The sequence below is a fragment of the Bombella sp. ESL0380 genome, from assembly GCF_009725805.1.
Taxonomy (GTDB): Bacteria; Pseudomonadota; Alphaproteobacteria; order Acetobacterales; family Acetobacteraceae; genus Bombella; species Bombella apis.
On sequence record NZ_WNIH01000004.1, the window covers coordinates 60436 to 86553 of the forward strand.

Genomic DNA, 26118 nt, shown 5'->3' on the forward strand with positions numbered 1-26118 from the left:
TTCCACATAGCTCTCCTGCCCTTTCGCGTCTAGCCACAACATGGCAGAAAAGCACCATGAAAGCCGGGAGGACCGCCAAGAATGTCTGTTTCATCACCATCATCATCCAACGGAGCAGGTAACGGAACATCATCTGTTATCAATGATGAAATAATTCAGTTCAGTGCACTGGCCAAAGACTGGTGGAACCCGAAAGGACCCATGGCCCCGCTCCATGCCATGAACCCTCTGCGCACCTCCTGGATTGTCCGGCATCTGCCTGCCTCGCTTTTCCATCTCCCCGAACTGCCAACCCTGCTGGATATTGGCTGCGGTGCCGGACTGGCGAGTGAGCGCTTCGCCACGCTTGGTTTTGATACTCTGGGCGTTGATGCCAGCGAAGACGGCATACAGGCTGCCCGGGCACACGTCGCCCTTCACCCCCTGCCGCCGCAGGCCGCCCCCCTGCACTATCTATGCAGCAGTGCCGAAACCCTTCTTGAGGAAGGTCGGCAATTTGACGTGATCTCTGCCCTGGAGATCATTGAACATGTACGGGACCCGCAAGTCTTTCTCTCCCTGCTATCAGGCCTGGCAAAGCCGGGCGGGTATGTCGCCATTTCCACCATGGACCGCAGTCTGCGCTCATTCCTCATGGCCAAGCTGGGGGCGGAATATGTGCTGCGCCTTCTCCCTGTCGGTACCCATGACTGGAAAAAATTCATCCGTCCGACAGAACTGGACAGCATGGCCCGGCAGGTCGGGCTACGCCTGCTGGACCTCAAGGGGCTGTCCTTCCGGCCGCCACACTGGCAGGAGAGCCACGATACCAGCATCAATTACATCGCCCTCTTCCAGAAAGACTGACACTACCAAAAGAAAAGGCGCCACAAACAGGCGCCTTTTCTACTCCACGAGGGAAGAGACCTCTCAGGAATCCGCCACCATGAAGGCAAACGTCGTCGGGCTGCCGACAGCGGTAAAGTGGTTCATGAAGACAGGCTTGCCAGTCTCACGATCCACACGGAAAGCCGTGACGGAGTCAGAGCGCTGGTTGGCACAGAACAGGAATGAGCCGCTCGGGTCGAACATCATGGCACGGCCATAGTCGGCATGCATCCAGACCTCATCCTCCAGCGTCAGCGTGCCATCCATGCCAACGGAGAAGACCGCCAGGGAGTCACCCAGACGGTTGGAAACATAGACAAACCGCCCGCTCTCAGCGATCAGGATTTCCGCAGCCAGCGTGGACCCGCGGAAGTGGGAGGTCACGGTGCTGACGGACTGAACCTGCGTGATGGCGCCTGTCTGCGGATCAAACTTGGACACCACGACCTTGGAGTTCTGCTCACAGAGGTTGTACAGCACACGGCCCGAATGATCGAACACGAAGTGACGGGGGGCAGAACCCGGTTCCATGTCGTAGAACGGCTTCTGTGCCGGGATGAGCTTGCCTGTGGCCAGGTCCAGCTTCCAGACATAGACACGGTCCAGCCCGGCATCATCCACCAGAACGAACGCACCGCTCGGATCGGTCGCAATCATGTGCGGATGGGCACTGGAATGATCGGAAACGGCAAAATTGCCTTCCGGATTGTCTGCCGCCCGTTCCGGCTGCTTCGGCCCGCTGTTGTGGACCACATCCGTAGCCTTGCCCAGTGACCCATCAGCATGGATGGGCAGGACAGCCACACTGCCACCCATGTAATTGGCAACGAGCAGATACTTCCCGGATGGATGGACACTCAGATGGGCCGGGACAGCACCACCGGAGCTGACAGTGTTGATCTTGGCCAGTGTCCCATTGCGGGTATCCACGGAGAATGCCGTCACAGAGCCACTGCCAGCCTTGTCGTAATCATTGATCTCGCTGAGAGCGTACAGGAACTTCCGGTTGCGGCTCAACGTAATGAAGGATGGGCTGGGAATGTCCATGAACGTGGCAACCGGTGTCAGAAACCCGGTATCACGGTCCATCTCGAAGACAGAGATTCCCTTGCCGTTACCAGCTCCCCCCGGAGGACCATGCTCCGTATAACCACCAACAAAGCACAGGATACGGGGCAACGGCCCCTTCTGGGCCTGGGCTGCCCGCAGAGGCGACAGGGCCGTGGCGGCCCCTAATCCAGCAAGCGCCAGAGTAAACCGGCGCCGGGAAAGACTCTGTGACATAACGTATTACTCTCCTTCAACTTTGCCCCTACGGGAAGAACGGGCCAACGCTACCAAAAAAGGCCTCTCTCCATAAGAGCCATTCATCATAGGAAGAAAAATGACTGGAAAATCAATCAGTTTATCTTCATGCGGCACTGCCTGCCGATCACCGGGGCCGCAATGCGGCTCCATGTCTGCGTTTCACCAAACAGACTCAGCCCTACATAGCCACGCAGCTTGAGAGTATCTCCCTTCCCCTGCCACATGATCGCCTGGTAGGTCCGCCCGCTCCTCGGGTCCAGAATCGTCCCATGCCACTGTCCATTCTTGCGGCGCTTCATGTTGCTGATGATCTCGAGCCCACATTCCGAACGTCCCCAGACATCCTTTTCCGGCTCGGCCTCCGTATAATCCATGCCCACCAGCCAGCCGCAGAGACGGCTGGCATCCGACGGACAGGGCGCAATACTGAAAATGCCGTCTTTTTCCTCTACCAGCCATGTCCCGACCAGACTGGATGCCGCCTGAGCCTGCGCACGGGATACCGTGACCATCACACCCCCAGCAAGAACAAGAACAGCGGCGAACAACGCCCTAGCCGCGGCCCAGCAAGGCATCAAGCTGTCCATCCTGCTCCAGCTGCATGAGCTCACTGCACCCTCCTACTGCTTTGCCGCCAATGAAAATCTGCGGCACTGTCGTCCCTCCTCCTGAACGTTCCCGGGCTGTTTCCCGCTCCGCAGAACCACGAGGGGCATGGATTTCCTCAAAGGGAACATCCTTGGACTGAAGCAGGCTGATGGCCCGGACACAGTAAGGGCACCCTGGCTGCGTGTAGATTTCAACTTTTGGCATGTAACAATCCTTTCTGGTCTCAAAGCCGGATGTCATGCCAGTGTCACCCGGGCTGCCACAAGAATATCCACGGAAAGGCAGCCATGCTCAAGCAATGCTTTTACACAGACCTCTGCCGTAGCCCCTGTTGTCAGGATATCATCAACCAGCACGACCCGGCGCCCACGCAGCAAACTCCAGTAACGGGGCCGCAGCGTGACAGCTCCCGCCATCTGCCTCCGCCTCCCCTGCCGGGAGAGCCCTGCGAGAGATGCAGTCCTGAACCGCCGTTGCAGCGCATCTGGATAGCAGGCAAGCCCTTCCCGTCGGGCAAGGGCCATGGCCATCAGGGCCGCCTGATTATATCCACGCTGCCACAAACGCCCACGATGCACAGGAACAGGCACAAGCACCACATCCGGTCCTATCAGGTCCCCCCCTGCCCGGGTCATGAAATGGGCCAGAGCTGCAGCATGTTCTGTCCGGCTTCCATATTTCAGTCCCATGACAAGGCTGCGGGCCTGTCCTTCATACAGAAAAGCCGCCCGTGCCCTGTGCCATGGCGGTGGAGACCTTTCACAGTCTGCACAAAGCATCCCACGCTCGGCCATCTCCTCCTGCGTGATGGGCAGGGCACAGGCATCACAGAAGGGAGAATGGACAAACCGGAGCCCAGCAAAACAGCGCCCACACAGAAAGCCACCACCCGACGCCACTTCCTCCCCGCATGAAACGCAATTGGGCGGAATGAGCCAGTCCAGCACATTCCGCCCAAGCCATTTACTTCTGCAAAGCCAGTCCACCTTTTCTCAGAGCACCGCCATCCTCAGAAACGAGATGGCGGTGCTTCCCCCGAGGTCTCAGTGTCCGGCAGCGGCAGCGTCAAAATCCGGCGCCTGAAGCCCAGAGGCCTCCAGCTGACTGACAAACGCCTTCTTCAGGCGAGCCAGCCCCTCATGAGACTGCGCCTCAATACGCCCGACAAGAACCGCCTGCGTATTGGAAGCACGAAGCAGCCACCAGCCATCAGGCGTATTCACACGCACGCCATCCACGGAAGACACATCAGCCCCTTCCTTCTTCAGGCGCTCGGCCACTTCCTTGATGACATCAAACTTGCGGGTGTCATCGCAAGGGAAGCGCAGCTCCGGCGTGTTGACCATCTGTGGCAGGGCCTCCCGCATGTCTGCCAGAGTGCCGGGCAGACGGGCGACGATCCCAAGAACACGGATCGCCCCATAGAGGGCATCATCGAATCCATACCACTTATCGGCAAAAAAGATATGCCCGGACATCTCACCCGCCAGAGGAGACGACGTCTCGGCCATCTTGCTCTTGATGAGGGAGTGCCCGGTCCGCCACATCAGAGGCTCACCACCAGCCTTGCCGACTTCATCAAACAGCACCTGACTGGCCTTGACGTCTGCAATAATGGTCGCTCCCGGGTGTTTCTTCAGCACGTCACGGGCCAGCAGAACGAGAATCTGATCCCCCCAGAGAATCTCTCCCTTGCCATCCACGACGCCAACCCGGTCGGCATCGCCATCAAAGGCCACGCCAATATCCGCTTTTTTCTCACGGACGGTCCTGATCAGATCCTGCAGGTTCCCCTCGACGGTCGGGTCTGGATGATGATTCGGAAAGGTCCCATCAATTTCAGGGTACAGGACCGTATGCTCACCAGGCAGCTCCTTCACCAGGCGGGTCAGCACCTCACCAGCAGCGGAGTTGCCATTGTCCCACACGACCTTCAGCGGCCGCTCCCCGTCATAATCCTTGAGAAGACGCTCAATATAGGCTTCAGAAGGATCAATCGTCTCGACCTTCCCTTCTGCCTTGGGCACGACGTCACCCGCTGCGGCCAGACGGCCAACCTCACGGATCTGCTCGCCAAAAAACGGCTTGCCCTTCAGCATCATCTTGAAGCCGTTATGATCCGGTGGATTGTGGCTGCCCGTCACCATGATGGCACCGTCAGACTCCCCCGTGACAGCCGCATAATACAGCATCGGGGTCGGCCCACGCCCGACACGGCGCACCGTCACACCGGAATCCACGGCACCACGGACCAGTGCTTCCTCCAGTTCCGGCGATGACAGGCGGCCATCATAGCCCACCGTCACCACGCTCCCACCGTCCCGGCGGATCATGCTCGCAAAAACACGGCCCAGCGCATAGGCATCCTCGGCATGAAGGGTTTTCCCCACAATGCCGCGAATATCGTATTCCCGCAGGCTGGTCGGCTCAAAATGATGCTTGAATCCCGTCATGAGCTCACATCCTCTCAGGCATATTTCTTCAGGAAGGCACGCACGTCATCTTCCAGGTCTTCACGCTGGAGCGCCAGAGCAACCTGAGCCTCGAGGAAGCCCAGCTTGCTGCCACAGTCAAACCGCGTGCCTTCATAACGCAGACCATGGAACGGCACCTTGCCGATCATCTCGGCCATGGCATCCGTCAGCTGCACTTCACCACCCACGCCGGTTTTCAGAGCGGACAGTGGCTTGAGCACGTCAGCTGTCAGGACATACCGGCCAATGATGGCAAGATTGGAAGGAGCATCTGCCGGAGCGGGCTTTTCAACCAGTCCCTTGACCTCCACCTTGCGCCCATCATCCTCGCCAATTTTCAGAATACCGTAGCGGTCCGTCCACTCCCGGGGGACCTCATCCACAGCAACCACATTTCCCCCTGTCTGATGGTAGACATCAGCCAGCTGGGCCACACAGCTGCGCCCACCCTGGACGATGTCATCCGGCAGAAGAATGGCGAATGGGTCATTCCCGATGAAGTTGCGGGCGCACCAGATGGCATGACCAAGCCCCAGAGGATTCTGCTGGCGCACAGCCACCAGTGAACCAGCCTCCACACTGCTGCTTTCCAGAGCCTTGATGGCGGACGTCTTTTTCCGCTCTTTCAGGGTACTTTCAAGCTCGTAGGCAATATCAAAATAATCAATCAGATTGTCCTTGCCACGGGCCGTAACCAGACAGAACTCCTCAATGCCGGCAGCACGGGCCTCATCGATGGCATACTGGATAAGCGGCTTGTCCACGACGGGCAGCATCTCTTTCGGCATGGCCTTTGTTGCTGGCAGGAAGCGTGTCCCCAGACCTGCAACAGGCAGAACGGCTTTTTTCAATGGCTTGATCATCTCAGCTCTCTCTCGGTCTGTCTGCCCTGCCTTCCATCATCCGACAGAGCACTCATCCATCAATCTCGGCACAAAGCAGCTGCTCACAGGTAAACAGGCCGCCACGCAAGATGTAACCTAAAGTACATCTTCGATACAGGGGCCATCCCGATGCCAACAATCAGTTTTTCATGAAAAAGACGTAACACGGTGGAACCCATGTTACGGACCATATCCTCAAATTGCAGAAGAAATATGGTGCGGCCGAGAAGACTCGAACTTCCACGGGGTTTCCCCCACAAGCACCTCAAGCTTGCGCGTCTACCATTCCGCCACGGCCGCTCCGTGATCAGCAGTCCCGTTTTCCCTCGTCTGAGGCGTGACCGCTTCGGTGAAATGGCCTATAGCCCATCAGAACAGGGAGGGCAATGGTCATGACACGGTTTTATAAAGAAATTATCTGGCAGGCGGATAAAAAAATCTGCCCATATCCCGAAGCCCTGTCCTTCATGCGCCAGCAGGTGGAGGCCATCCACCATCAGCAGGCCCCCCAACGTATCTGGCTGACAGAACACCCCCCCCTCTATACCGCCGGAACCTCTGCCAGGGCTGAAGACCTCATCAACTCTCAGGGCTATCCAACGTTCGAAGCCGGACGGGGTGGCCAGTGGACCTATCACGGTCCCGGACAACGCATCGCCTATGTCATGCTGGACCTCACGCAGCCGCACGGCCCCCTCCCCGCACGGGACATACGGGCCTTCGTCCAGCTGCTGGAACGCTGGCTCATCATGAGCCTTCAGGAGCTGGGAATTGACGCCTTCACCCGGGAAGGCCGTATCGGCGTCTGGTGTTTCGATAGGGAAAGCGGGCTGGAAACCAAGATCGCCGCTCTGGGAATCCGTGTCACACGCTGGGTCAGCTGGCACGGAATTTCACTGAATGTCTCGCCACGACTCAGTGACTTTGACGGGATCATCCCCTGCGGCATCCGGGACTATGGCGTGACCAGCCTGCAACGCTTCAACCCAGCCCTACAGATGGAAGATGCCGACAGGGCCCTGCTGAAAAGCTGGACGGCCCTGTTCGGCCCTGTGATCCATCCAGCTGCTACTCTGGCAGACTGAAGCTGCTTTCGGAAACAGGCTGGTTCTCCTGCACGTCGAACAGGGAGAGACCAAAATGATGGTGACGGGCATCCACCCCCTGTATGCCAACAAGGGTCAGATGGCCACGCACGTCAGAAAACTGGAGGGTCAGCAGCCCCTGGGAAGGATTGTCAGCCTCTGCCACGGAAAGCTGGAGCGATTCTGTCCCATGGGAGACATTCGTCACCTGAACATCCCTGTCAAAACTGACAGGATGACGGAGCAGAAGTCCGAGCGGATTCCGCTTGAGAGAGAGGTGCGTCACGGCACCATTATCAGCATTCCGGAGGACAAACCGACCATCACGGGCCACGGCCCTCATGGCATGAGGAACCTCATACACCATCTCGAACCGTCCGGGCACATAGGTGAAATGTCCATCCCCCTGCTGCTGGGCCGGGCCATCCTGCACAAATGACGCCTGGAGGGACGACAACCCGTTGAGATAGGTCTCCACCCGACGGATATCGTGCCTGTCATTCGTGACAAGATGATCATAGCCTGATGTGGCACACCCCGTGAGACCAGAAACAGCCAACGGAGCCGCCACCATGCCGGCCCAGAACAGCAGGCTGCCTGCCATCATGCGCTTCATGGCTGGCTCTCCGCTTCCAGAGACAGGGAGAGGGCATGAAGGCCCGTCTGGAACTCCCCGGCCAGCAGGTCATTCACAAGCCTGTGTCGGGCCAGGGTCTTCATCCCGTCAAACCGGCGGCTGACGACATGCAGATGATAATGCGTCTCGCCCACCTGCTCCGGCCCCCGGCTTTCCTGGGCCTGGGTACGCATGGCTGCATGATGCCGGTGGCGTGCACTGTCATCCCGTATCTCCAGTATGGACGGGCTCAGGGCCTCCTCCAGTACTGCCCTCATGCGGTCGACTCTTTTCATCGGTTTTCTTCCACGCTCATCCACGGAGTTACAGGTTCCATCTGTCCTGCCATAACAGGAATCTTTCCCCACCAGGAAAAGGATGCTTGCATCCATGCCAGACCTCTCCCCATATCGTCCATCATGCAATGCAAACCATCCAGACACAAAGCCTTCGCACCGGACCCGGACGCCCCCCAGCAATGCTGCGACCACCCGGACTGTGACAGGCCGGCAGGGTACCGGGCCCCCCGGGGGCGGGACAACCTGCGCAGCTATTACTGGTTCTGCCTGGAGCATGTCCGCCAGTACAATGCCAGCTGGGACTATTACCGGGGCATGACGCCGGGGCAGATCGAACGCCACCTGCGGGAAGATACCTCCTGGCAGCGCCCTTCATGGAAGATGGGCACGCCAGGCAACGATTCGGCACGGGCTTCCTTCACACTGGATGATCTGCATGACCCTCTGGACATCCTGAACCGGCACCGTCGCCCTTCCCGGGCAACCGAAACGAGACGGCAGGCCCCGCCAGCCCTACGTGAGCCCCTGGCCCAGCTTGATCTTGAATGGCCGACCACGCTTGAAATCATCAAGACCCGCTACCGTGTCCTGGCCCGCCGTTATCACCCTGATGCCAACAGGGACGACCCAAGAGCGGAAGAACGCTTCAAGGTCATCGGAACGGCCTACGCCACATTGCGGGACCATTTTGCCAACAGCACTGAGCAGGCAACAGCCGGAGCCGGATAGCTGCCTTGCCTTCCCTGCATCTTTTCATGACCGGGTGATTGTGTAATCGTACCTGTAGAGTCCTTAATAGGATAGACACTCATTCGGTCTTCCATGTACCACCCTACTTAGTGACAGGAATCATGTCATGGCTCTCCCTTCAGCACAGTCCCTCTCCGAGACACTGCCCCAGACACCTGACAGCCTGAAATCCGCCCGGGAGCTGTTTGGGCTCGACCTTGATCTCGAAGTCCCTGTCTGGTCACAGAAGACGGACCATGTCCCCGAGATCGACTCCGCCTACCAGTTCGACCGGGATACGACCCGGGCCATTCTGGCCGGTTTCATGCATAACCGCCGTGTTCTGGTGCAGGGCTTTCACGGGACCGGAAAATCCTCCCATATCGACCAGATCGCCGCACGGCTGAACTGGCCCTGCGTCCGCATCAATCTCGACAGTCACATCTCCCGCATCGACCTCATCGGCAAGGACGCCATCACGCTGGAAGATGGCAAGCAGGTCACGGAATTCCGTGAAGGTCTGCTGCCATGGTGTCTCCAGAATCCATGCAGCCTGATCTTTGACGAATATGATGCCGGCCGGCCCGACGTAATGTTCGTCATCCAGCGCGTGCTGGAAGCCAACGGGGCCCTGACCCTGCTGGACCAGAACCGCGTCATCCACCCACATCCGTCTTTCCGCCTCTTCGCCACGGCCAACACGGTCGGGCTGGGCGATACAACAGGGCTGTATCACGGCACCCAGCAGATCAACCAGGGCCAGATGGACCGCTGGAACATTGTCACCTCCCTGAATTACCTGCCCAAGGAACAGGAAATCCGCATCATCAAGGCCAAGATGGGCGATGCTCTGGAGGAGACCCTCATCGGCCAGATGGTGGAACTGGCCGACCTGAGCCGTGCCGGTTTCATGAACGGGGACATCTCCACCGTCATCTCCCCCCGGACGGTCCTCTCCTGGGCAGAAAACATCACGATCTTCAATGATGTTCCCTTCGCGTTCCGCCTGAGTTTCCTCAACAAATGTGATGAAGCCGAACGCAGCATCGTGGCTGAATATTATCAGCGCTGCTTCAACGCCTCGCCGCTGGGTTAAGTCTCATGTCCGATCCGCACGAACTCTTCCGCAAGGCAACTTTTGCCACGCAGCGCGCCCTGAGTGGTCATCAGGATGTTCCCATGACACCCGCTCTGGCTTCTCTGGAGCGTGCGGCTCTCACTCCCGAGGACAAGACCTATATCCGGGGGGCCACCGATGCCGTGGCCCTGCGCCAGCGTCACCACGACCCGGAAAAACGCATCACCATCCCCGATGCCCAGACCCAGACCATCACCGATGGCATGGAGCAGGCCCGTTGTGAGGTCTATGGGGCCCGCCACATGGCCGGGGTGCAGGCCAATCTGGAAGACTATCTGGGGCGGCGGCTTCATGCCCTCAACAGCGCAAAAATGATTGTGCAGGACGACATGCCCATGCCGCTCGCACTGGAACTGCTGACACGGGAGGCTCTCTCTGGCCGCAAACTGCCGGAAAGCATGACCGGGCCGGCATTGGCCGCATGGCGCCAGTCCCTTACCCCCAGGGCCCGTGAGGCTCTGGCCCGTCTGGCTGACGTGCAGAACGACCAGACACTCTTCAATGAAGCCTCCCAGCGTTTCGTGCATGTTCTTACCTTGAAGGAGACAGGCGAAGCCGAAGAAGAGCCGGACCCTTCAAAATCCCGTGGGCAGAGCCAGGACGACCAGACAGAAAGTGGCGAATCCTCTGCCCCTGACCCGGACGGGCAGGAAGAAGAAGACAGCACGGCTGAAGATGCCCAGGCAGCCCTGAGCGACGATTCCGACGAATCAGCAAACCCGGAAGGTCTGTCCTCTGATGAGATGGAAACCATCCTGACAGAGGGTGAAAATGGATACGAACAGCCAGCAGGTCCTTCTGCCCAGCCGGAAGAGGAACGGCCCTGTCCCGTAAAGGGGCTTGGGGGCTATCAGGCCTATACGCAGGAATTTGACGAAGAGGTCCATGCGAGCGATCTCTGCGACCCGGCCGAGCTGGACCTGCTCCGTGAAAGACTGGATGAGCAGCTCCAGCAAACGCAAGGTTTTGTTTCCCGTCTGGCCCATCGGCTGCAACGGAAGCTGCTGGCCCAGCAGCAGCGTCGCTGGCATTTCGATCAGGAAGACGGCATTCTTGATGCAGCCCGTCTGCCCCGCATCATCAGCAACCCCTCCCTGCCACTCTCCTACAAGCAGGAAGGCAAGATCGACTTCCGGGACACGACCGTCACACTGCTGATCGACAATTCAGGCTCCATGCGGGGCCGTCCCATCACGACAGCGGCCATCTGTGGGGACATTCTGGCCCGCACGCTGGAACGTTGCGGCATCAAGGTCGAGGTTCTCGGGTTCACCACACGGACATGGAAGGGCGGAGAAAGCCGTGTGAAATGGACACAGGACGGCAGGCCACCAAAACCGGGACGGTTGAATGATCTACGCCATATCATCTACAAATCGGCAGACACGCCATGGCGGCGGGCACGCCGCAACATCGGCCTCATGCTGCGGGAAGGCCTGCTGAAAGAGAACATCGATGGCGAGGCCCTTCTCTGGGCATGGAAACGCCTGAAACACCGTCCGGAACATCGTCGTATCCTCATGGTGATTTCCGATGGCGCACCAGTCGATGACAGTACCTCCTCCGCCAATGGGCCAGAATATCTGGACCTGCATCTGCACCGTGTCATCCACCAGCTGGAAAATGATCCATCCGGGGAACTGCTGGCCATTGGCATCGGTCATGACGTCACACGATATTACGCCAACAGCGTAACCATCAGTTCAGCCGAAGACCTGGGGGACACCATGGTAGCCCAGCTGACAGCCCTTTTTGCCCCACGCTCTGCCCGGCAGGGACGGAGAGGATAATTTTCCTCTCCCCCATTGTCAGGCGCCCCGGACTCCGCCACTCTCAAAAACATCATGCGACATCATCCTGCCCGTCCTTTCCGCACGCTGGCCGCTGCAGCCAGCCTCTCCCTGCTGGCATTGAGCAGCCAGTCCCTCCTGCCCACGGCAGCGGCCGATACGCTGCCGCACCTTTCGGCGGACTGTTTTACCTACTCTCCCGGCCAGGTCATCAGGACCGGCCATGGCGTAACCATCCAGGACATGAAAGCCGAGCTGACAGGCACGCAGCACCGCATCTCGGTCGTCTCCGCCACGGCTGTTGATCATAAGCAGAAAATGGATGAGGCCGCCCTGACCCGCCTCAATGCGGCGGTCGCCTATGCTGCCCTGACAGCCTATCACCGTGGCATGACGGATGTCTGCTCCACACAGCCTCTGCCCGAAGTGGAAGAGGTGAAAAACACCCTGCCGGAACTGCACTGGAGCGGCATCACCATGACCCGGCCAGACCGGGTCTCCACCGCCAGCTCGGCACATGTGAATGTCCTCAGCACCACACCGACCATTCATGTCGTGTTTGATGCCAGTGGTCTTCATTCCCCCGGCGCCATCCTGCTGCCACCGACCCTGTCTGGCGATGTCAGCTTCACACCAGCAGCCCAGCCCCCCTATCATCTGACCATCAACAGGTTCCAGACCGTCATCAACGGCAGCGATGTGACTGGAACGGGCACGGTCGTGGCAGGTGAAGGAACAAAAAACCTCAAGGCGGATGTTCACCTTTCCATTGGGCGGATCGGCGAAATGATCGATCGGGTCAACAGGGTAGCCCCGACAGAACTCAAAGCCGCCCTGCTCATTGCCCGCTTCATGAGCGCCAGAGAGCCCGACCACCATGTTGGCTGGCACATCGTCGTGAAGAATGGCACCGTCAAGGTCAATGGTGTCGAACTTCCCATCCCCTTCTGATGCCACAGCGCCCCGCCCTGACAGGCGGGGCTTTCTGTTTCAGGCCTGTTCCAGCTTTCTGATTCCTTCCAGTGTGTGCATCTGCTCCGCCAGACGGGGTGTGACACGATAGAAACCCGGCAGCCTGATCTCAATCGCCTGCGTCTCCTCAAGAGTAGGCAACAGCACGACACGCCCCCGCCCGCCCCTGACCTCTGCCAGCATGTCATGAAGGGGGGCCAGAGCTGCCTCATCATCAATCCAGATACGCAGCTCTCCCTGCTCATTGGCTGCGGCTGTTTCCAGGTCCTGCACGCTATTGGCCGTGATACGCAGGGCATCTCCATCCAATTTCAGCTCCGCCTGCACCAGGACAGCCTGCCCAGCCACAAGCATGTCCCGGCAACTCTGCAATGTTTCCGAAAATAACGTGACTTCGCAGCCACCGCTGGCATCCGTCAGGGTGACCCATGCCATCTTCTTGCCGGTCTTGGTGGGACGCTCCTTCTTGTCCACCACACAGCCCGCAATGGAAACACGTGATACACCCTGATGCGCCCTGCTCTCCAGCTGGAGAGCAGGCGTGATCCCCAGTCGGCGCAGCACCTGCCTGTAAGCATCCAGCGGATGGGCACTCATATGGAACCCGATTACCCCGGCCTCATGAGAGAGACGCTCAAAATCCGGCCAGGGACGGACCTTCTTCAACCGCAGGACCTCCCGCAGGCTGCTATCGACACCCCCACCGAACAGACCGGCCTGTCCCACTTCCTTCTCCTGCGCCCGGGACTGCGCCCGCCGCAGGATGATCTCCGCACTGGCAAACACGGTGTGACGGTCTGGCTCCAGACTGTCGAACGCACCTGCCTTGGCCAGACTCTCCATCTGTATCTTGTTGATGTGCCGGGAATCACACCGTTCGGCAAAATCGGTGAGATCGCAGAACGGCTTTTCTCCACGGTCCTGCACCAGCCCTTCCATAGCCACGAAGCCAACCCGCTTGACCGCTGCCAGAGCGTAGCGGATGCCCAGCTGCCCGTCCTCCATCCTCTCGATGGAAAAATCGGCCTGGGATTTATTGATGTCCACCGGCAGGACAGGGATCCCCATGCGTCTGGCTTCCTGGCAGAGAGCCGCCAGCTTTTCCGTCTTTTCCCGTGCCAGAGACATGCAGCCTGCCAGGAAGGGAACAGGATGGTTCGCCTTCATCCAGGCCGTCTGATAGGACACGAAGGCATAAGCGGCAGCATGAGACTTGTTGAAGCCATAATTGGCGAATTTGGCCATGAGGTCGAACACCTCTTCGGCTTTCTCGGCAGGGATGCCCCTCTTCGTAGCCCCTTCGCAGAAAATGGCCCGCTGTTTCTCCATCTCCGAAGCGATCTTCTTGCCCATGGCCCGCCGCAGCAGGTCGGCTCCGCCAAGGCTGTAGCCCGCCATCTTCTGGGCAATCTGCATCACCTGTTCCTGATAGACCATGATGCCGTAGGTCTCTTCCAGAATCGGGCGGATTTCCTCGTGAGGCGGCTCCCACGGTGCCCCATGCTTGCGGCGGCAATATTCAGGAATGTTTTCCATCGGGCCGGGGCGGTAGAGCGACACGCCGGCAATCAGGTCTTCCAGACGGCTGGCAGCCATCTGCTTGAGCATGTCCCTCATGCCCGCCCCTTCGAACTGGAACACGCCCGCCGTGTCTCCCCGGGCCATCATCTCGAAGGTTTTCTTGTCATCCAGCGGAATATGAGAGAGGTCCACCTCTTCCCCCAGCTCCCGCAGGAAATCGACCCCCCGCTTGAGAATGGTCAGGGTCGTCAGCCCCAGAAAGTCGAACTTGACCAGCCCGGCCTGCTCCACAAACTTCATGTTGTACTGGGTGACCAGCATCTCACTTCGTGGATCGCGGTAGAGAGGCACAAGCTCCACAAGATCACGGTCCCCGATCACCACACCGGCCGCATGGGTCGAGGCGTGGCGGTACAATCCCTCCAGCTGAAGGGCGATCTCCAGCAGGCGGCGGATCATCTCATCCGTGTCCCGCATCTCCTGAAGCCGGGGTTCTTCCTCAATGGCTTGGGCCAGTGGTGTCGGTTTGGCCGGATTGTTGGGGATCAGCTCCGCCACACGGTTGACCATGCCATAAGGCAGACCCAGCACACGCCCTACGTCCCGCACGGCCGCCTTGGCCTGGAGTTTCCCGAAGGTGATGATCTGCGCCACACGCTCGTGGCCATATTCATTCCGCACGTAGCGGATGACCTCATCCCGCCGGTCCTGACAGAAATCGATATCAAAGTCCGGCATGGATACACGTTCGGGATTCAGGAACCGCTCGAAAAGCAGCCCGAACGGAATGGGATCAATATCCGTGATGGTCAGCGCATAGGCTACCAGTGATCCAGCACCGGACCCACGCCCCGGACCCACCGGAATGTCATGCGCCTTGGCCCACTGGATGAAGTCCGCCACGATGAGGAAGTAACCGGGGAAGCCCATATCGGCTATGATTTTCAGCTCGGTCTCCAGCCGCTCCTCGTACTCGGCCCGACGGTTCTCCCCATCCTTCATGACAGCCAGACGTTTCTCCAGCCCTTCCTGCGCCATGGCCCGCAGGGTTTCCTCTTCCGTGCTGCCTTCACGAACTTTCGGACAGACAGGCAGGAGCGGCTTGCGGGTATTCACCGCCACGGCACAGTGACGGGCGATCACCAGCGTATTGTCGCAGGCCTCCGGCAGGTCATGGAAGAGCTTCCGCATTTCATCCGGAGTCTTGAACCATGCCTGACGGGAAACACGCCAGCGGTCTTCCTCCGCCATGGTACGCCCCTGGGCGATGCAGAGCAGCGCATCGTGCGCCTCATGCAGTTCCGGTCGGGGAAAGAAACATTCATTGGTCGCCACAAGCGGGAGGTCCAGCTCATCGGCCAGAGCGATCAGCTGCGGCTCCGTGATCTCCTCACCAGCTTCATCCAGCCGGTTGATCTCGACGGCCACATACCCCCCAAAGGCCTCCCTGAGACGCTCGAGCATCTGCTTCGCCGCAACCCTCTGCTCCCCCAGCAGGAGCCGGTTGATCGGCCCCCGGTTGCCACCCGTCAGCAGGAACAGCCCACCGGCACGGCTGCACAGCACGTCCAGCGGCATGGACGGGTCTGCCGAATCCCCATTCAGGAAGCCCTGCGTGGAAAGATACTGAAGATTCTCCAGCCCTTCTTCCGTCCGGGCCAGAACGACCAGCGGTTCCGCCGGGACACCGGGCCTGCCCGAAGCTGACGGCAGGGCCAGCTGGCACCCGATGATGGGCTGCACACCGGCCTTGCGGCAGCTCTGGGAAAATTCCAGCCCGCCAAACATGTTGCCGCTGTCCGTCAGGGCGACGGCGGGCATGGCATTCTTTTTGGCCAGCTCCACAAGCTCGGAGACACGAATCGCCCCCTGGCTGAGGGAATAGGCGGAGTGATTACGGAGATGGACAAAGCTGGCATAGGACATGCCGCCCATTTACCACGCCCCCGCGCCGGGGCGGAACAGAAAACGCCCTACCCCTGAAAAGGAACGATCCGCCCTTCATCCAGCGTGACGGTACGGTCCATCGCCGCCGCCAGAGCCTCATTATGGGTGGCGACCAAAGCCGCCACGCCCTCTTCCCGCACCACACGCATCAGCTCGGCGAAGACGAGATCGGCGGTTTTCGTATCCAGATTGCCCGTCGGCTCATCGGCCAGCAGCAGGCTGGGCCGGTTCGCCAGCGCACGGGCGATGGCCGTACGCTGCTGCTCCCCACCGGACATGCGTCCCGGCAGAGCCTCCAGCCGATGGGACAGCCCAAAACGGACCAGCAGGTCTTCTGCCCGCTTCCGGGCCTCGGCAGGTTTCACGCCTGCCGCAAGCTGGGGCAGCATGACATTCTCCACGGCCGTGAATTCCCGCAGCAGATGATGGAACTGATACACGAAGCCGATTTCATCCCGCCGCAAGGCCGTCCGTCCCGCCTCGCCCAGTCTGGATGTGGCCTTCTCCCTGATAAGAACCTCTCCCCTGTCGGGGCGTTCCAGAAGGCCAGCCAGATGCAGCAGCGTGGACTTGCCCGTGCCGCTCGGGGCCACGAGGGCAACCAGCTCACCACTTTTCAGGGAAAGATCAGCCTCCCGGAGAATGTGCAGTTCTTCATCCCCGGAACGGAAGGACCGCCCCAGCTTCTCAAGCGTCAGAACCGTGGTCTGTTTCGTGTCACTCATGACGCAGGGCCTCCACCGGGTCGGTCTTCGCCGCACGCCATGAGGGATACAGCGTGGCCAGCAGGGACAGGGCCAGCGACAGCACGGCGACTTCCACAACCTGCGACCAGACCAGACGGGCCGGCAGCCGGGCCAGGAAATAGACCTCAGGATTGAACAGGTCCGTGCCCGTCAGGGATTCCAGAACGTGACGGATCCGCTCGATGTTCAGGGCGAAGCAGATGCCCAGCCCCGTCCCCACCACGGTCCCCACGACGCCAACAGACGCTCCGCACATGAGGAAAATGCGCATCACGCTGCCCCGGCTGGCTCCGAAAGTCCGCAGGACGGCGATGTCCCGTGTCTTGTCCTTGACCATCATGATGAGCGAGGAGATCACGTTGAAGGCCGCCACCAGAATGATGAGCGTAAGGATGAGGAACATCACGTTCTGTTCTACCGTCACGGCATCCAGAAAACCGTTGGCACTCTGTGTCCAGTCCAGCACCTGAAGACGGGGATCATTCAAAGCCTCCGTGATCTGGCGGCTGACCGGCCTGACATTCAGCGGGTCGGAGGTGCTGACCTGCATCAGCGAGACCCCGTCTCCCATCATCAGGAATTTCTGGGAGGCTGCCAGTGGCATGAGAATGATGTTGCTGTTGTAATCATTCCAGTTGGCATCAAAGACCAGGGCCACGTGCAGTTTCCGCACCCGTGGCATCGTGCCGAATGGCGTGGCCTGCCCGTTGGGCGAGAGAATGGTCAGCGACGAACCGACATGCAGCCCGGCCCGCTCGGCCAGCGTGACCCCCACGGCAACGGCGGAATCCCCTTGGAATTCATCCAGACTGCCTTCCATGATTCCATCGCTGAGAGCCTTCCAGTTCCGCAGGTCCTCCTGTGCCAGCCCTTCCAGCATCGCCCCGGTGGAATAACGCCCCGCCTCCGCAAGGACCGTGCCCTGCGTCATGGGCAGGACCTGCGTCACGCCGGGCACCCTGCGGATCAATGCGGCATCATCCTTGTAGTCCCGGATGACCTGCCCATAGGCATAGACATTCAGGTCTCCATGCAGGCCGAGAATCCGGCCCATGAGGTCGGCCTTGAAGCCGTTCATCACGGCCATGACGATGATGAGCGTCGCCACCCCCAGAGAGATGCCGACAAGGGAGAACAGCGCAATGACCGACGCAAAACGCTCCCCCTTGCGGGCCCTCAGATAACGCAGGGCAACCGTTCGCTCAAACCGCCCGAACATGCTCAGCCAAGCCCCAGTTTCGCCAGAGCTTCATCAAGAGGCAGTTCGCTGCGTTCGCCGGAGGCACGGTGCTTCAGCTCCACCATGCCCGCCTTGGCCCCACGGGGACCGACGATGATCTGCCACGGATGGCCCATCAGGTCGGCATCATTGAATTTCACCCCGGCACGGTCGGACCGGTCATCATAGAGCAGCCCTTCCGGGTCACGGCTATAGATGGATTCACAGAGCTGGTCACACAGTTCGTCACCGGGGCGGAGGTTGAGCAGAACTGCCCGATAGGGAGCCACCTCTTCCGGCCAGATGATCCCGGCCTCATCATGAGACGCCTCGATGATGGCCCCGACCAGACGGGACACCCCGATGCCATAGGACCCCATGTGCGGATGCAGGGGCGCACCATCGGCACCGCTCACTTCCACACCCATGGATTCGGTATATTTCGTGCCGAAATAGAAGATGTGGCCAACCTCGATGCCCCGGCCACCACGACGACGGTCTTCCGGCACGGCCTCCCAGGCGGAAAGGTCATGTTTTTCATCCGTGGCGGAATAGGTCGTCTTCACGATCTCACGGAGTTTCTGAAGGTCTTCCTCCTTCTGCGGGTCCAGGCCGATGCTGTCCCAGTCAATCTCGTCCCAGCCAGCATCATAGAAGACCTCACTCTCCCCTGTCGGAGCAAGAACGAGGAACTCATGGCTCAGCTCGCCACCAATCGGCCCCGTATCGGCCGCCATCGGCACGGCCTGCACACCAAGACGGCGGAAAATCTTCAGGTAGGACAGCATGATGCGGTAATAGCTGCTCACCGCATCCTCATAGGACAGGTCGAAACTGTAACCGTCCTTCATGTAGAACTCACGGCCACGCATCACGCCGAAGCGGGGGCGGACCTCGTCCCTGAACTTCCACTGGATGTGGTAGAGCATCTTCGGCAGCTCACGGTAGGATTTCACCGTGCTGCCGAAAAGGTCCGTCACCATTTCCTCATTGGTCGGGCCGTAAAGCATCTCACGCCCGTGCCGGTCCTCAAGACGCAGCATCTCCGGTCCGTACGCATCATAACGGCCGGAACGCCGCCACAGATCGGCGGACTGAACGGTCGGCATCAGGACTTCCTGCCCACCAATCCGGTCCTGCTCCTGCCGCACGATGGTGGCGATGTTCCGCAGGACACGCAGCCCGGCGGGCAGCCATGTATAGATGCCCGAGGATGTCTGCCGCACAAGCCCCGCCCGCAGCATCAGCCGGTGTGAGGCAATCTGCGCCTCGGCGGGGACTTCTTTCAGAGTAGGCTGGAATGCCTGACTTAACCGCATGTTCTTTTTCCCTCAGACGCGCAGGAGATGGACATCAACCAGCGGACGCTTCCGCAGCTTGCGGCCGAGTGCCCGCCGCAGGGCTGTGCGGGCCACATCCCGGAAGGCCTGATCGTCCTGACGGAATTCATCAGGAATCTCATCAATGGCATAGGCGAATTCTTCACGGATGCGGGTGCTTTCAGGGTCATCCCGCTCCAGAAGACCTGGCGCACTGATGCGTGGTTCGCCAATGACATAACCCTCATCATCCACGGCAAAGCTGGCCAGCACCACGCCATTGAAAAGCATCCGGCGACGGGCCGCCAGCACACCGCCCGTCATGGGCAGAAGGCGGTCACCATCCAGAGCCAGAAGGCCCGTCGGAGCCGTATCGACCACCTCGACCGGCCCCGGCCCCAGATTGAGGATGTCACCATCCTCCAGCAGCACGGCCTCAGCACCGGCCTCACGGGCCAAAGCCCCGTGGGCTGTCAGATGGCGCCATTCCCCATGGGTGGGAATGCTGTAACGGGGGCGAACAAGGCTGTAGAGATGGCGGATATCTCCACCCGTTGCATGGCCGGATGTATGCACCATGCCATCCTTGTCCGTCAGCACGGTCACGCCACGACGTGTCAGATTGTCCTGCACCGTCATGACGGCCTGCTCATTCCCCGGAATGACACGGGAGCTGTAAATCACCGTGTCCCCTTCCCCCAGGGAAATGGTGGAATGGGTATCACAGGCGATACGAGACAGGGCGGAGCGGGCCTCACCCTGGCTCCCCGTAATGATCATCAGCAGGTTTTCATCAGGAACATCCTTGATGTCATATTCCGTCAGGAAAGGCGGCAGATCGGCAAAGTAGCCACATTCCCGGGCGGCGGCCTCCAGATTGCGCAGGGAGCGTCCCACCACCATCACCTCACGGCCAGAAGCGAGCGCAGCCTTGGCGATGCTCTCCACACGGGCCACGTTGCTGGCGAAGCACGTCACGGCCACACGTCCTTCCAGCCCGGCAATCATTTCCGTCAGGCCGACACGGACATCCGCCTCAGACTGGGACCGCCCCTCCTTCATGACATTGGTGCTGTCACCCACCATGGCCAGCACGCCTTCATCACCCAATGCACGGAAGGCATCCTCATCCGTCACGGGACCGACAAGTGGAGTCGGGTCCAGCTTCCAGTCCCCGGTGTGAATGACAATGCCATACGGACTGCGAATGGCGACGGACTGGGCTTCCACAATGGAGTGGGTTACCGGGATGAACTGGAGATCGAACGGCCCGACCTCAAACCGGGAACCCGGCATGATGATGTGGATGACGACCTGGTTCTGAAGGTTCGCCTCGCTCAGCTTGCGCCGCAGCACGGCTGCCGTGAACGGCGTGGCGTAGACAGGACAGCGCATCTGCCGCCAGAGGTGGGCTACAGCCCCCACATGGTCCTCATGGGCGTGGGTAATGACCAGCCCGTGCAGACTGTCTTTCCGTTCTGCGATGAAGGTCGGATCGGACATCAGCACGTCGGCTTCCGGCGTATCATTGCCGGAGAAGCCGATGCCACAATCGATGGCCAGCCAGTGTTCCTCACCATTTTCGCGCAGGCGGTAGAGATTGAAATTCATGCCGATCTCGCCCGTCCCTCCCAAGGGAAGGAAGGCAAAATCACTCTTCTGGTCTGTCATAAACGCATCAGTTCCTGTTCAAGAATTATCAGGGTGCCCGAAGGCGGTATGGGCCTGTTGCCCGGAAAAATCGGTGATGAAACGGTCCCTGTTCTGCCCGGCCAGGAGGCGCAGTCCCTCCAGCGTCAGGTCGGGTGCCACTTCATCAAATAACGTTGTCCCCTCGGAGAAGAGCGGAGCCAGACCGCCCGTCGCCACAACCCGGGGACGTCCATCCATCTCACCGGCAATGCGGTGAACAATCCCTTCGACCAGACCTACATACCCCCAGAAGAGGCCTGATCGCATCGCAACACTTGTGCTGCGGCCTATTGCTTCCACCGGCCGGCCAACACTGACACGGGGCAGACGGGCCGCTGCCTGATGCAGGGCATCCATCGAGAGATTGACCCCCGGTGCAATCGCTCCACCGCAATAGCGGCCCCGAGCATCGACAACATCGAAGGTTGTCGCCGTACCAAAATCCACAACAACCAGCGGGCCCCCGCCGTAAAGCTGCCGGGCGGCAAGGCCGTTCAGCAGGCGGTCAGCCCCAAGCTCTGCCGGCGTATCCACCAGCACATCCATGTTCCAGTCCAGCTCATGATTGGCCACAAGAGGCTCCACATGCAGCCAGCTACGGCACAGGCGCCGCAGATCATACAACGCAGCCGGAACCACCGTCCCGATAATGGCCTGCGTTACACAATCCGGACCCAGACCTGCCCGTTCCATCAAGGCCAGCAGCCAGACGGCATATTCATCCGCCGTTCTGCGATCATCCGTCGAGATGCGCCAGCGTCCTACCCATGCTTCGCCATCATGAACGGCAAAAACCACATTTGTATTGCCAGCATCAATGACGAGCAGCACATCCCCTCCCTTACTCACAGATCACATCACCCGTCACGACCGAGGTCATGCCACCATCGTCCAGTGCGAGCAGAAGATGTCCCTGCGCATCAAGCCCGGCGAATTGTCCTGCTACTTCCCTACCATGTCTTCGAAGGATCAGTCGAGTACCCAGAGGATGAGCACGCTCCATCCAGCTCTCCCAGATCACACCGTTGCCCTCACGCTGCCAGCGTTCCATCCATCCATCGAACGCTCGCACGATGGCCTGGGCGCAGGCCTGGGCATCCGGCGGAGAGCAGACCTCGGAAAGGGCTGCGAGTGTCCGGCCTTCCACGACCGGAGCCTGCCGCAGATTGGCCCCCATGCCTATGACCGCCCAACAGGGCAGCCCCTTTGCCCCGGCTGCCAGAAAACCGGTTTCAATCAGAATACCTGCCATTTTCCGGCCTGAAAGCAGAAGATCGTTCGGCCATTTCAGCCATAGCGAGGCTGAAGCCTCCCCCGACAGATCCGCTGCGGCCACGAGCCCATCACGAAGGGCCAGAGCCACCATATAGGGCAGAACCGCCCGCATGGCCTGATTTTCGGAAAAACGGAAAAGAAAGGAAAATGCCAGATTTCCCTCGCCACTCTGCCAGCTACGCCCCCGGCTTCCCCGGGCTGCGCTCTGTCGCTCTGCCACAACGGCCAGCCTGTCTTCTTCGCCGGCTTCAGCCCGTTCCCGACAGAGATCGGAAGTGGATGCCAGCGTTTCATGATATTCGAAACGCCAGGTCATAAAAAAACTTGAATGTAAGATGGTGGGCAATGACGGGATCGAACCGCCGACCCTCTCGGTGTAAACGAGACGCTCTACCGCTGAGCTAATTGCCCGCCCCGGTTTATAGGCAAAAGCCTCACGGAGCGCAACGGGGAATTCTCATTTTTTTCAGAAAATTATCTTCCCCGTTTCCACGATGCCAGCTTACTTGCTGACGGCATCCTTCAGGCCCTTGCCCGGCTTGAAACGCACGGACGTGGAAGCCGGAATGTCGATCTCTTCACCCGTACGCGGGTTGCGGCCCTTGGCAGCCTTGCGGGTGGCTGTCACGAAGCTGCCAAAGCCTACCAGGCGAACTTCCTGCCCCTTGGCCAGGGTCTTCTCGATGGTGCCGAACACGGCATCCACGACATCACCAGCCTTCGCCTTGGGAAGATCAGCGGCCTCGGCAACGGAAGCAATGAGTTCCTGCTTGTTCAGAGGTTTCTCCATGGTAAGCCTTTCAACGTTTGGTGAGACAGCCTCGCAAAGAGGCCAGAATCACATATTGCGATTTACACCTGCACTATGAAGCGGTTTTCGTCCGCGTCAACAGCCTGAAGCCAAGAATACCCTTACTTAATGTTGAATTGAGCGAGAAATTCCTTCCCCGTTCACTTTCTTGGCACTCCTGCCCGCCATCTGCCCCGCTGCCAAAGCCTTCGGCGGCTCTGTCAAGGCAATATTCAGCACTTCATCCATATGCTGGACGGGAATGATCTGTAACCCTTCTTTCACATTTTCAGGAATCTCAGCCAGGTCCTTGACATTCATTTCCGGGATGAGAACCGTCTTGATGCCAGCCCGCAGAGCTGCGAGCAGCTTCTCCTTCAACCCACCGATCTCCAGAACACGGCCACGCAGGGTCACCTCCCCCGTCATGGCAACATCATGCCGGACCGGGATGCGTGTCAGCACACTGACGAGAGACGTGGTCAGCGCTGAACCCGCAGAAGGGCCATCCTTCGGCACGGCCCCCTCTGGCAGGTGCACGTGAATGTCCGTTTTCTCAAGCACGGCCGGGTCGATACCGAATGTCTCGGCACGGGACTTCACATAGGAGAAAGCCGCAGACACGCTCTCCTTCATCACATCACCAAGCTTGCCGGTATGACGGATCGTGCCCTTGCCCGGCATGGTCAGGCTCTCGATGGTCAGGATCTCTCCGCCAACCTGTGTCCAGGCCAGGCCCGTCACGATACCGATCTGATCCTCCTGATCAGCCTCACCATGACGGTAACGTGGGACACCGGCATAAACCTCCAGCGTCTCTGGCGTCACCTCGATCTTTTTCACCTTGCCAGACAGAATCTCACGCACGGCCTTACGCGCCAGACGGGCGATCATCCTCTCCAGACTGCGCACCCCGGCTTCCCGTGTATAAGACCGGATAAGCGCCAGAAGAGCCTCGTCTGTCACGTGCCATTCACCAGGCTTCAGATTATGCTCTTTTGCCTGCTTGGCCAGCAGATGCCTCTTGGCGATCTCCAGCTTCTCCTGTTCCGTATATCCAGAAAGGCGGATGATCTCCATGCGGTCCAGCAACGGCTGGGGCATGTCCAGAGAATTGGCCGTGGCGATGAACATGATGTCAGAAAGATCATATTCCACCTCGAGGTAATGGTCCCCGAACGTGTTGTTCTGTTCCGGGTCCAGCACCTCCAGCAGGGCGGAAGACGGATCCCCCCGCCAGTCCGACCCCAGCTTGTCCACCTCATCCAGCAGGAAGAGTGGATTGCTCACCCCGGCCTTCTTGATACCCTGGACAATCTTGCCCGGCATGGCACCGATATAGGTCCGTCTGTGACCACGTATCTCGGATTCATCCTTCATCCCCCCAAGGGAAATGCGGACATATTTCCGCCCTGTCGCCCTGGCGATGGACCGTGCCAGAGAGGTCTTGCCAACACCCGGAGGGCCAACCAGACAGAGGATCGGCCCCTTCAGCTTCTTCGCACGGCTCTGGACGGCCAGATACTCGAGGACACGTTCCTTGATCTTCTCCAACCCATAGTGATCAGCTTCAAGAACGTCTTCCGCCTTCTGGAGAGATTTTGCCAGTTTGGAGCGTTTCTTCCATGGCAGGCTGACCAGCCAGTCCAGATAACTGCGGACCACTGTGCCCTCGGCAGACATGGGGCTCATGCTCCGCAGCTTTTTCAGCTCGCCACGGGCCTTCTCCCTGGCTTCCTGGCTTAGCCCCTGCGTTTCGATCTTCTCTTCGATCTCGGCAAGTTCGTCACGGCCATCCTCGCCTTCACCCAGTTCTTTCTGAATGGCCTTCATCTGCTCATTCAGATAATACTCCCGCTGGGTTTTCTCCATCTGCTTCTTCACACGGCTGCGGATACGCTTCTCCACCTGAAGAACGTCTATTTCCGCTTCCATCCCCGCAAAGACACGCTCCAGCCTCTCCTCCACGGAGAGGGTTTCCAGCAGCTCCTGCCGTTCCGGAATCCGCAGGTTGAGGTGGCTGGCAATCGTATCCGCCAGACGGGACGGATCCTCCAGATGGCTGACCGAGGCCAGTACCTCCGGCGCCACCTTCTTGTTCAGCCGGGCATAATCCTCAAACCGTTTTACGGCAGAACGGGCCAGAGCTTCACGTTCCCCACCACGGGCACCCAGCTCATCAGGAAGGTCTTCCACAGAGCTCTGAAAATAGCCATCCTGCTCCTTCAGGCCAACAAGACGGACACGGCGCAGCCCTTCCACCAGAACCTTCACCGTACCATCGGGCAATTTCAGAAGCTGGAGGACGCTGGCAACCGTCCCGATGCGGAACACATCATCAACAGTCGGCTCATCTTTGCCCACATCTTTCTGAGACACGAGAATGATCTCACGGACATCCTCCGGCATCTGCTCCAGAGCATGGATTGATTTCTCACGTCCCACAAAGAGTGGAACAATCATGTGCGGGAAGACGACAATATTCCGCAGGGGCAGCACCGGCATGACAGGCGCTTCCTTCCGGGGCGACTGAGCGGCCACTGTAGCCTTGCCGCTTTCAGCCTTGGAGGACGCAGCCTTCCTGCGAGGAGCCGCAGAAGCCTTGGCCTCTCCATCTTTACGGGTAGCAGACGTGGAAGCCGTACGCCGCGTCCGGGCGACGCTACCCTTGTCGGCATCCTTGGCAGCAGTCTTGCGGCGGGCTGTCTTTGGTTTCTTTTCGTCACTCATGCTTCAGGATCTCCATAACGGACGATCAAACCCCCGCCGCCCTGAAAAAGTGGCACGGCAAGGGGCTCTTTCATTCTGTATCTCTATGTGGGGTATCAAGGCACAAGG

Annotated in this window: 23 protein-coding genes and 2 tRNA genes; 6 read left to right on the forward strand and 19 right to left on the reverse strand. The window is 59.5% G+C overall.

The window, feature by feature from the left end; all coding sequences use genetic code 11:
- Positions 1–81 precede the first annotated feature (81 nt).
- A complete protein-coding gene (gene ubiG, locus GM608_RS04905; RefSeq protein ID WP_043559948.1) occupies positions 82–846 on the forward strand; it encodes a bifunctional 2-polyprenyl-6-hydroxyphenol methylase/3-demethylubiquinol 3-O-methyltransferase UbiG in 765 nt (254 codons plus the stop codon).
- A 63-nt stretch (positions 847–909) separates the two neighbouring features.
- On the opposite strand, the gene GM608_RS04910 is transcribed toward ubiG, so the two are convergent.
- The 7 genes from GM608_RS04910 to GM608_RS04940 form a co-directional block, all read right to left on the reverse strand.
- Positions 910–2151 carry a lactonase family protein gene (locus GM608_RS04910; RefSeq protein ID WP_282802846.1) on the reverse strand — a complete coding sequence of 414 codons (1242 nt, stop codon included), beginning with the start codon at positions 2149–2151 and terminating at the stop codon, positions 910–912.
- A 116-nt stretch (positions 2152–2267) separates the two neighbouring features.
- Positions 2268–2750, reverse strand: coding sequence for a DUF2147 domain-containing protein (locus GM608_RS04915; protein ID WP_166651602.1), 483 nt, complete (start codon positions 2748–2750; stop codon positions 2268–2270).
- Positions 2728–2988, reverse strand: a complete 261-nt coding sequence (grxC, locus tag GM608_RS04920; protein ID WP_081563490.1) for a glutaredoxin 3 — start codon at positions 2986–2988, stop codon at positions 2728–2730. Before grxC ends, GM608_RS04915 begins: the two co-directional genes overlap by 23 nt.
- 32 nt (positions 2989–3020) lie before the next feature.
- Entirely contained in the window at positions 3021–3770 is a 750-nt protein-coding gene (locus tag GM608_RS04925) for a ComF family protein (protein WP_333645133.1), read from the reverse strand.
- A gap of 57 nt (positions 3771–3827) precedes the next feature.
- Positions 3828–5237: a phosphoglucomutase/phosphomannomutase PgmG gene (gene pgmG, locus GM608_RS04930; RefSeq protein WP_081563218.1), complete on the reverse strand. Its 1410-nt coding sequence runs from the start codon at positions 5235–5237 to the stop codon at positions 3828–3830.
- A gap of 14 nt (positions 5238–5251) precedes the next feature.
- Positions 5252–6121 carry a UTP--glucose-1-phosphate uridylyltransferase GalU gene (gene galU, locus GM608_RS04935; RefSeq protein ID WP_043559938.1) on the reverse strand — a complete coding sequence of 290 codons (870 nt, stop codon included), beginning with the start codon at positions 6119–6121 and terminating at the stop codon, positions 5252–5254.
- 235 nt (positions 6122–6356) lie between these two features.
- A tRNA-Leu gene (locus tag GM608_RS04940) sits at positions 6357–6442 on the reverse strand.
- Positions 6443–6534: 92 nt separating this feature from the next.
- On the opposite strand from GM608_RS04940, the gene lipB reads away from it, so the two are divergent.
- A complete protein-coding gene (gene lipB, locus GM608_RS04945; protein ID WP_249109533.1) occupies positions 6535–7227 on the forward strand; it encodes a lipoyl(octanoyl) transferase LipB in 693 nt (230 codons plus the stop codon).
- On the opposite strand, the gene GM608_RS04950 is transcribed toward lipB, so the two are convergent.
- Together GM608_RS04950 and GM608_RS04955 are read right to left on the reverse strand one after the other, a co-directional pair.
- Positions 7211–7843: an outer membrane lipoprotein carrier protein LolA gene (locus GM608_RS04950; RefSeq protein ID WP_333645134.1), complete on the reverse strand. Its 633-nt coding sequence runs from the start codon at positions 7841–7843 to the stop codon at positions 7211–7213. The genes lipB and GM608_RS04950 overlap by 17 nt on opposite strands.
- Positions 7840–8121, reverse strand: a complete 282-nt coding sequence (locus GM608_RS04955) for a BolA family protein (RefSeq protein ID WP_333645136.1) — start codon at positions 8119–8121, stop codon at positions 7840–7842. Before GM608_RS04955 ends, GM608_RS04950 begins: the two co-directional genes overlap by 4 nt.
- A gap of 141 nt (positions 8122–8262) precedes the next feature.
- Here GM608_RS04955 and GM608_RS04960 point away from each other — a divergent pair, with 141 nt between their 5' ends.
- The 4 genes from GM608_RS04960 to GM608_RS04975 all read left to right on the forward strand — a co-directional run bounded on the left by GM608_RS04960 (position 8263) and on the right by GM608_RS04975 (position 12750).
- Positions 8263–8871 (forward strand): J domain-containing protein, encoded by a 609-nt coding sequence (locus tag GM608_RS04960; RefSeq protein WP_043561138.1) that lies wholly within the window; start codon positions 8263–8265, stop codon positions 8869–8871.
- Between the two features lie 127 nt (positions 8872–8998).
- Positions 8999–9967 carry an AAA family ATPase gene (locus tag GM608_RS04965; RefSeq protein ID WP_043559934.1) on the forward strand — a complete coding sequence of 323 codons (969 nt, stop codon included), beginning with the start codon at positions 8999–9001 and terminating at the stop codon, positions 9965–9967.
- Between the two features lie 5 nt (positions 9968–9972).
- Positions 9973–11799, forward strand: coding sequence for a cobaltochelatase CobT-related protein (locus tag GM608_RS04970; protein WP_081563220.1), 1827 nt, complete (start codon positions 9973–9975; stop codon positions 11797–11799).
- A gap of 54 nt (positions 11800–11853) precedes the next feature.
- Complete coding sequence (locus GM608_RS04975; RefSeq protein ID WP_086441705.1) at positions 11854–12750, forward strand: hypothetical protein; 897 nt, start codon at positions 11854–11856, stop codon at positions 12748–12750.
- A 39-nt stretch (positions 12751–12789) separates the two neighbouring features.
- Here the strand turns inward: GM608_RS04975 and dnaE are convergent, their stop codons facing one another.
- From dnaE to lon, 10 genes are all read right to left on the reverse strand, one after another.
- Positions 12790–16218: a DNA polymerase III subunit alpha gene (gene dnaE, locus GM608_RS04980; protein ID WP_333645187.1), complete on the reverse strand. Its 3429-nt coding sequence runs from the start codon at positions 16216–16218 to the stop codon at positions 12790–12792.
- A 47-nt stretch (positions 16219–16265) separates the two neighbouring features.
- Positions 16266–16964: an ABC transporter ATP-binding protein gene (locus tag GM608_RS04985; protein WP_086441707.1), complete on the reverse strand. Its 699-nt coding sequence runs from the start codon at positions 16962–16964 to the stop codon at positions 16266–16268.
- The gene (locus GM608_RS04990) at positions 16957–18204 is read right to left on the reverse strand and encodes a lipoprotein-releasing ABC transporter permease subunit (protein WP_333645137.1); all 1248 of its coding nucleotides are present in this window, start codon (positions 18202–18204) and stop codon (positions 16957–16959) included. The genes GM608_RS04985 and GM608_RS04990 overlap by 8 nt, the downstream gene beginning before the upstream one ends.
- Before the next feature lie 2 nt (positions 18205–18206).
- On the reverse strand, positions 18207–19523 hold the full coding sequence (gene proS, locus GM608_RS04995; protein WP_182040776.1) for a proline--tRNA ligase: 1317 nt from the start codon (positions 19521–19523) through the stop codon (positions 18207–18209).
- Between the two features lie 12 nt (positions 19524–19535).
- Positions 19536–21194 carry a ribonuclease J gene (locus tag GM608_RS05000; RefSeq protein ID WP_043559916.1) on the reverse strand — a complete coding sequence of 553 codons (1659 nt, stop codon included), beginning with the start codon at positions 21192–21194 and terminating at the stop codon, positions 19536–19538.
- Positions 21195–21212: 18 nt separating this feature from the next.
- Positions 21213–22046: a type III pantothenate kinase gene (locus GM608_RS05005; protein WP_043559914.1), complete on the reverse strand. Its 834-nt coding sequence runs from the start codon at positions 22044–22046 to the stop codon at positions 21213–21215.
- A gap of 10 nt (positions 22047–22056) precedes the next feature.
- Positions 22057–22806 (reverse strand): biotin--[acetyl-CoA-carboxylase] ligase, encoded by a 750-nt coding sequence (locus GM608_RS05010; protein ID WP_333645138.1) that lies wholly within the window; start codon positions 22804–22806, stop codon positions 22057–22059.
- A gap of 20 nt (positions 22807–22826) precedes the next feature.
- Positions 22827–22901: transfer RNA gene (locus tag GM608_RS05015), tRNA-Val, on the reverse strand.
- Between the two features lie 91 nt (positions 22902–22992).
- Positions 22993–23280, reverse strand: coding sequence for an HU family DNA-binding protein (locus GM608_RS05020; protein WP_043559910.1), 288 nt, complete (start codon positions 23278–23280; stop codon positions 22993–22995).
- A 126-nt stretch (positions 23281–23406) separates the two neighbouring features.
- On the reverse strand, positions 23407–26010 hold the full coding sequence (lon, locus tag GM608_RS05025; protein ID WP_086431452.1) for an endopeptidase La: 2604 nt from the start codon (positions 26008–26010) through the stop codon (positions 23407–23409).
- Between the last annotated feature and the right edge of the window lie 108 nt (positions 26011–26118).

Coding starts and splice junctions, on each gene's coding strand:
- grxC (WP_081563490.1), bottom strand. CDS start 2,988: ATGCCAAAAGTTGAAATCTACACGCAGCCAGGGTGCCCTTACTGTGTC.
- GM608_RS05000 (WP_043559916.1), bottom strand. CDS start 21,194: ATGACAGACCAGAAGAGTGATTTTGCCTTCCTTCCCTTGGGAGGGACG.
- ubiG (WP_043559948.1), top strand. CDS start 82: ATGTCTGTTTCATCACCATCATCATCCAACGGAGCAGGTAACGGAACA.
- GM608_RS05010 (WP_333645138.1), bottom strand. CDS start 22,806: ATGACCTGGCGTTTCGAATATCATGAAACGCTGGCATCCACTTCCGAT.
- pgmG (WP_081563218.1), bottom strand. CDS start 5,237: ATGACGGGATTCAAGCATCATTTTGAGCCGACCAGCCTGCGGGAATAC.
- GM608_RS04990 (WP_333645137.1), bottom strand. CDS start 18,204: ATGTTCGGGCGGTTTGAGCGAACGGTTGCCCTGCGTTATCTGAGGGCC.
- GM608_RS04950 (WP_333645134.1), bottom strand. CDS start 7,843: ATGAAGCGCATGATGGCAGGCAGCCTGCTGTTCTGGGCCGGCATGGTG.
- proS (WP_182040776.1), bottom strand. CDS start 19,523: ATGCGGTTAAGTCAGGCATTCCAGCCTACTCTGAAAGAAGTCCCCGCC.
- dnaE (WP_333645187.1), bottom strand. CDS start 16,218: ATGTCCTATGCCAGCTTTGTCCATCTCCGTAATCACTCCGCCTATTCC.
- GM608_RS04910 (WP_282802846.1), bottom strand. CDS start 2,151: ATGTCACAGAGTCTTTCCCGGCGCCGGTTTACTCTGGCGCTTGCTGGA.
- GM608_RS04965 (WP_043559934.1), top strand. CDS start 8,999: ATGGCTCTCCCTTCAGCACAGTCCCTCTCCGAGACACTGCCCCAGACA.
- GM608_RS04985 (WP_086441707.1), bottom strand. CDS start 16,964: ATGAGTGACACGAAACAGACCACGGTTCTGACGCTTGAGAAGCTGGGG.
- GM608_RS04970 (WP_081563220.1), top strand. CDS start 9,973: ATGTCCGATCCGCACGAACTCTTCCGCAAGGCAACTTTTGCCACGCAG.
- GM608_RS04975 (WP_086441705.1), top strand. CDS start 11,854: ATGCGACATCATCCTGCCCGTCCTTTCCGCACGCTGGCCGCTGCAGCC.
- GM608_RS04915 (WP_166651602.1), bottom strand. CDS start 2,750: ATGCCTTGCTGGGCCGCGGCTAGGGCGTTGTTCGCCGCTGTTCTTGTT.
- GM608_RS04955 (WP_333645136.1), bottom strand. CDS start 8,121: ATGAGGGCAGTACTGGAGGAGGCCCTGAGCCCGTCCATACTGGAGATA.
- galU (WP_043559938.1), bottom strand. CDS start 6,121: ATGATCAAGCCATTGAAAAAAGCCGTTCTGCCTGTTGCAGGTCTGGGG.
- GM608_RS04960 (WP_043561138.1), top strand. CDS start 8,263: ATGCAATGCAAACCATCCAGACACAAAGCCTTCGCACCGGACCCGGAC.
- lon (WP_086431452.1), bottom strand. CDS start 26,010: ATGAGTGACGAAAAGAAACCAAAGACAGCCCGCCGCAAGACTGCTGCC.
- GM608_RS05020 (WP_043559910.1), bottom strand. CDS start 23,280: ATGGAGAAACCTCTGAACAAGCAGGAACTCATTGCTTCCGTTGCCGAG.
- lipB (WP_249109533.1), top strand. CDS start 6,535: ATGACACGGTTTTATAAAGAAATTATCTGGCAGGCGGATAAAAAAATC.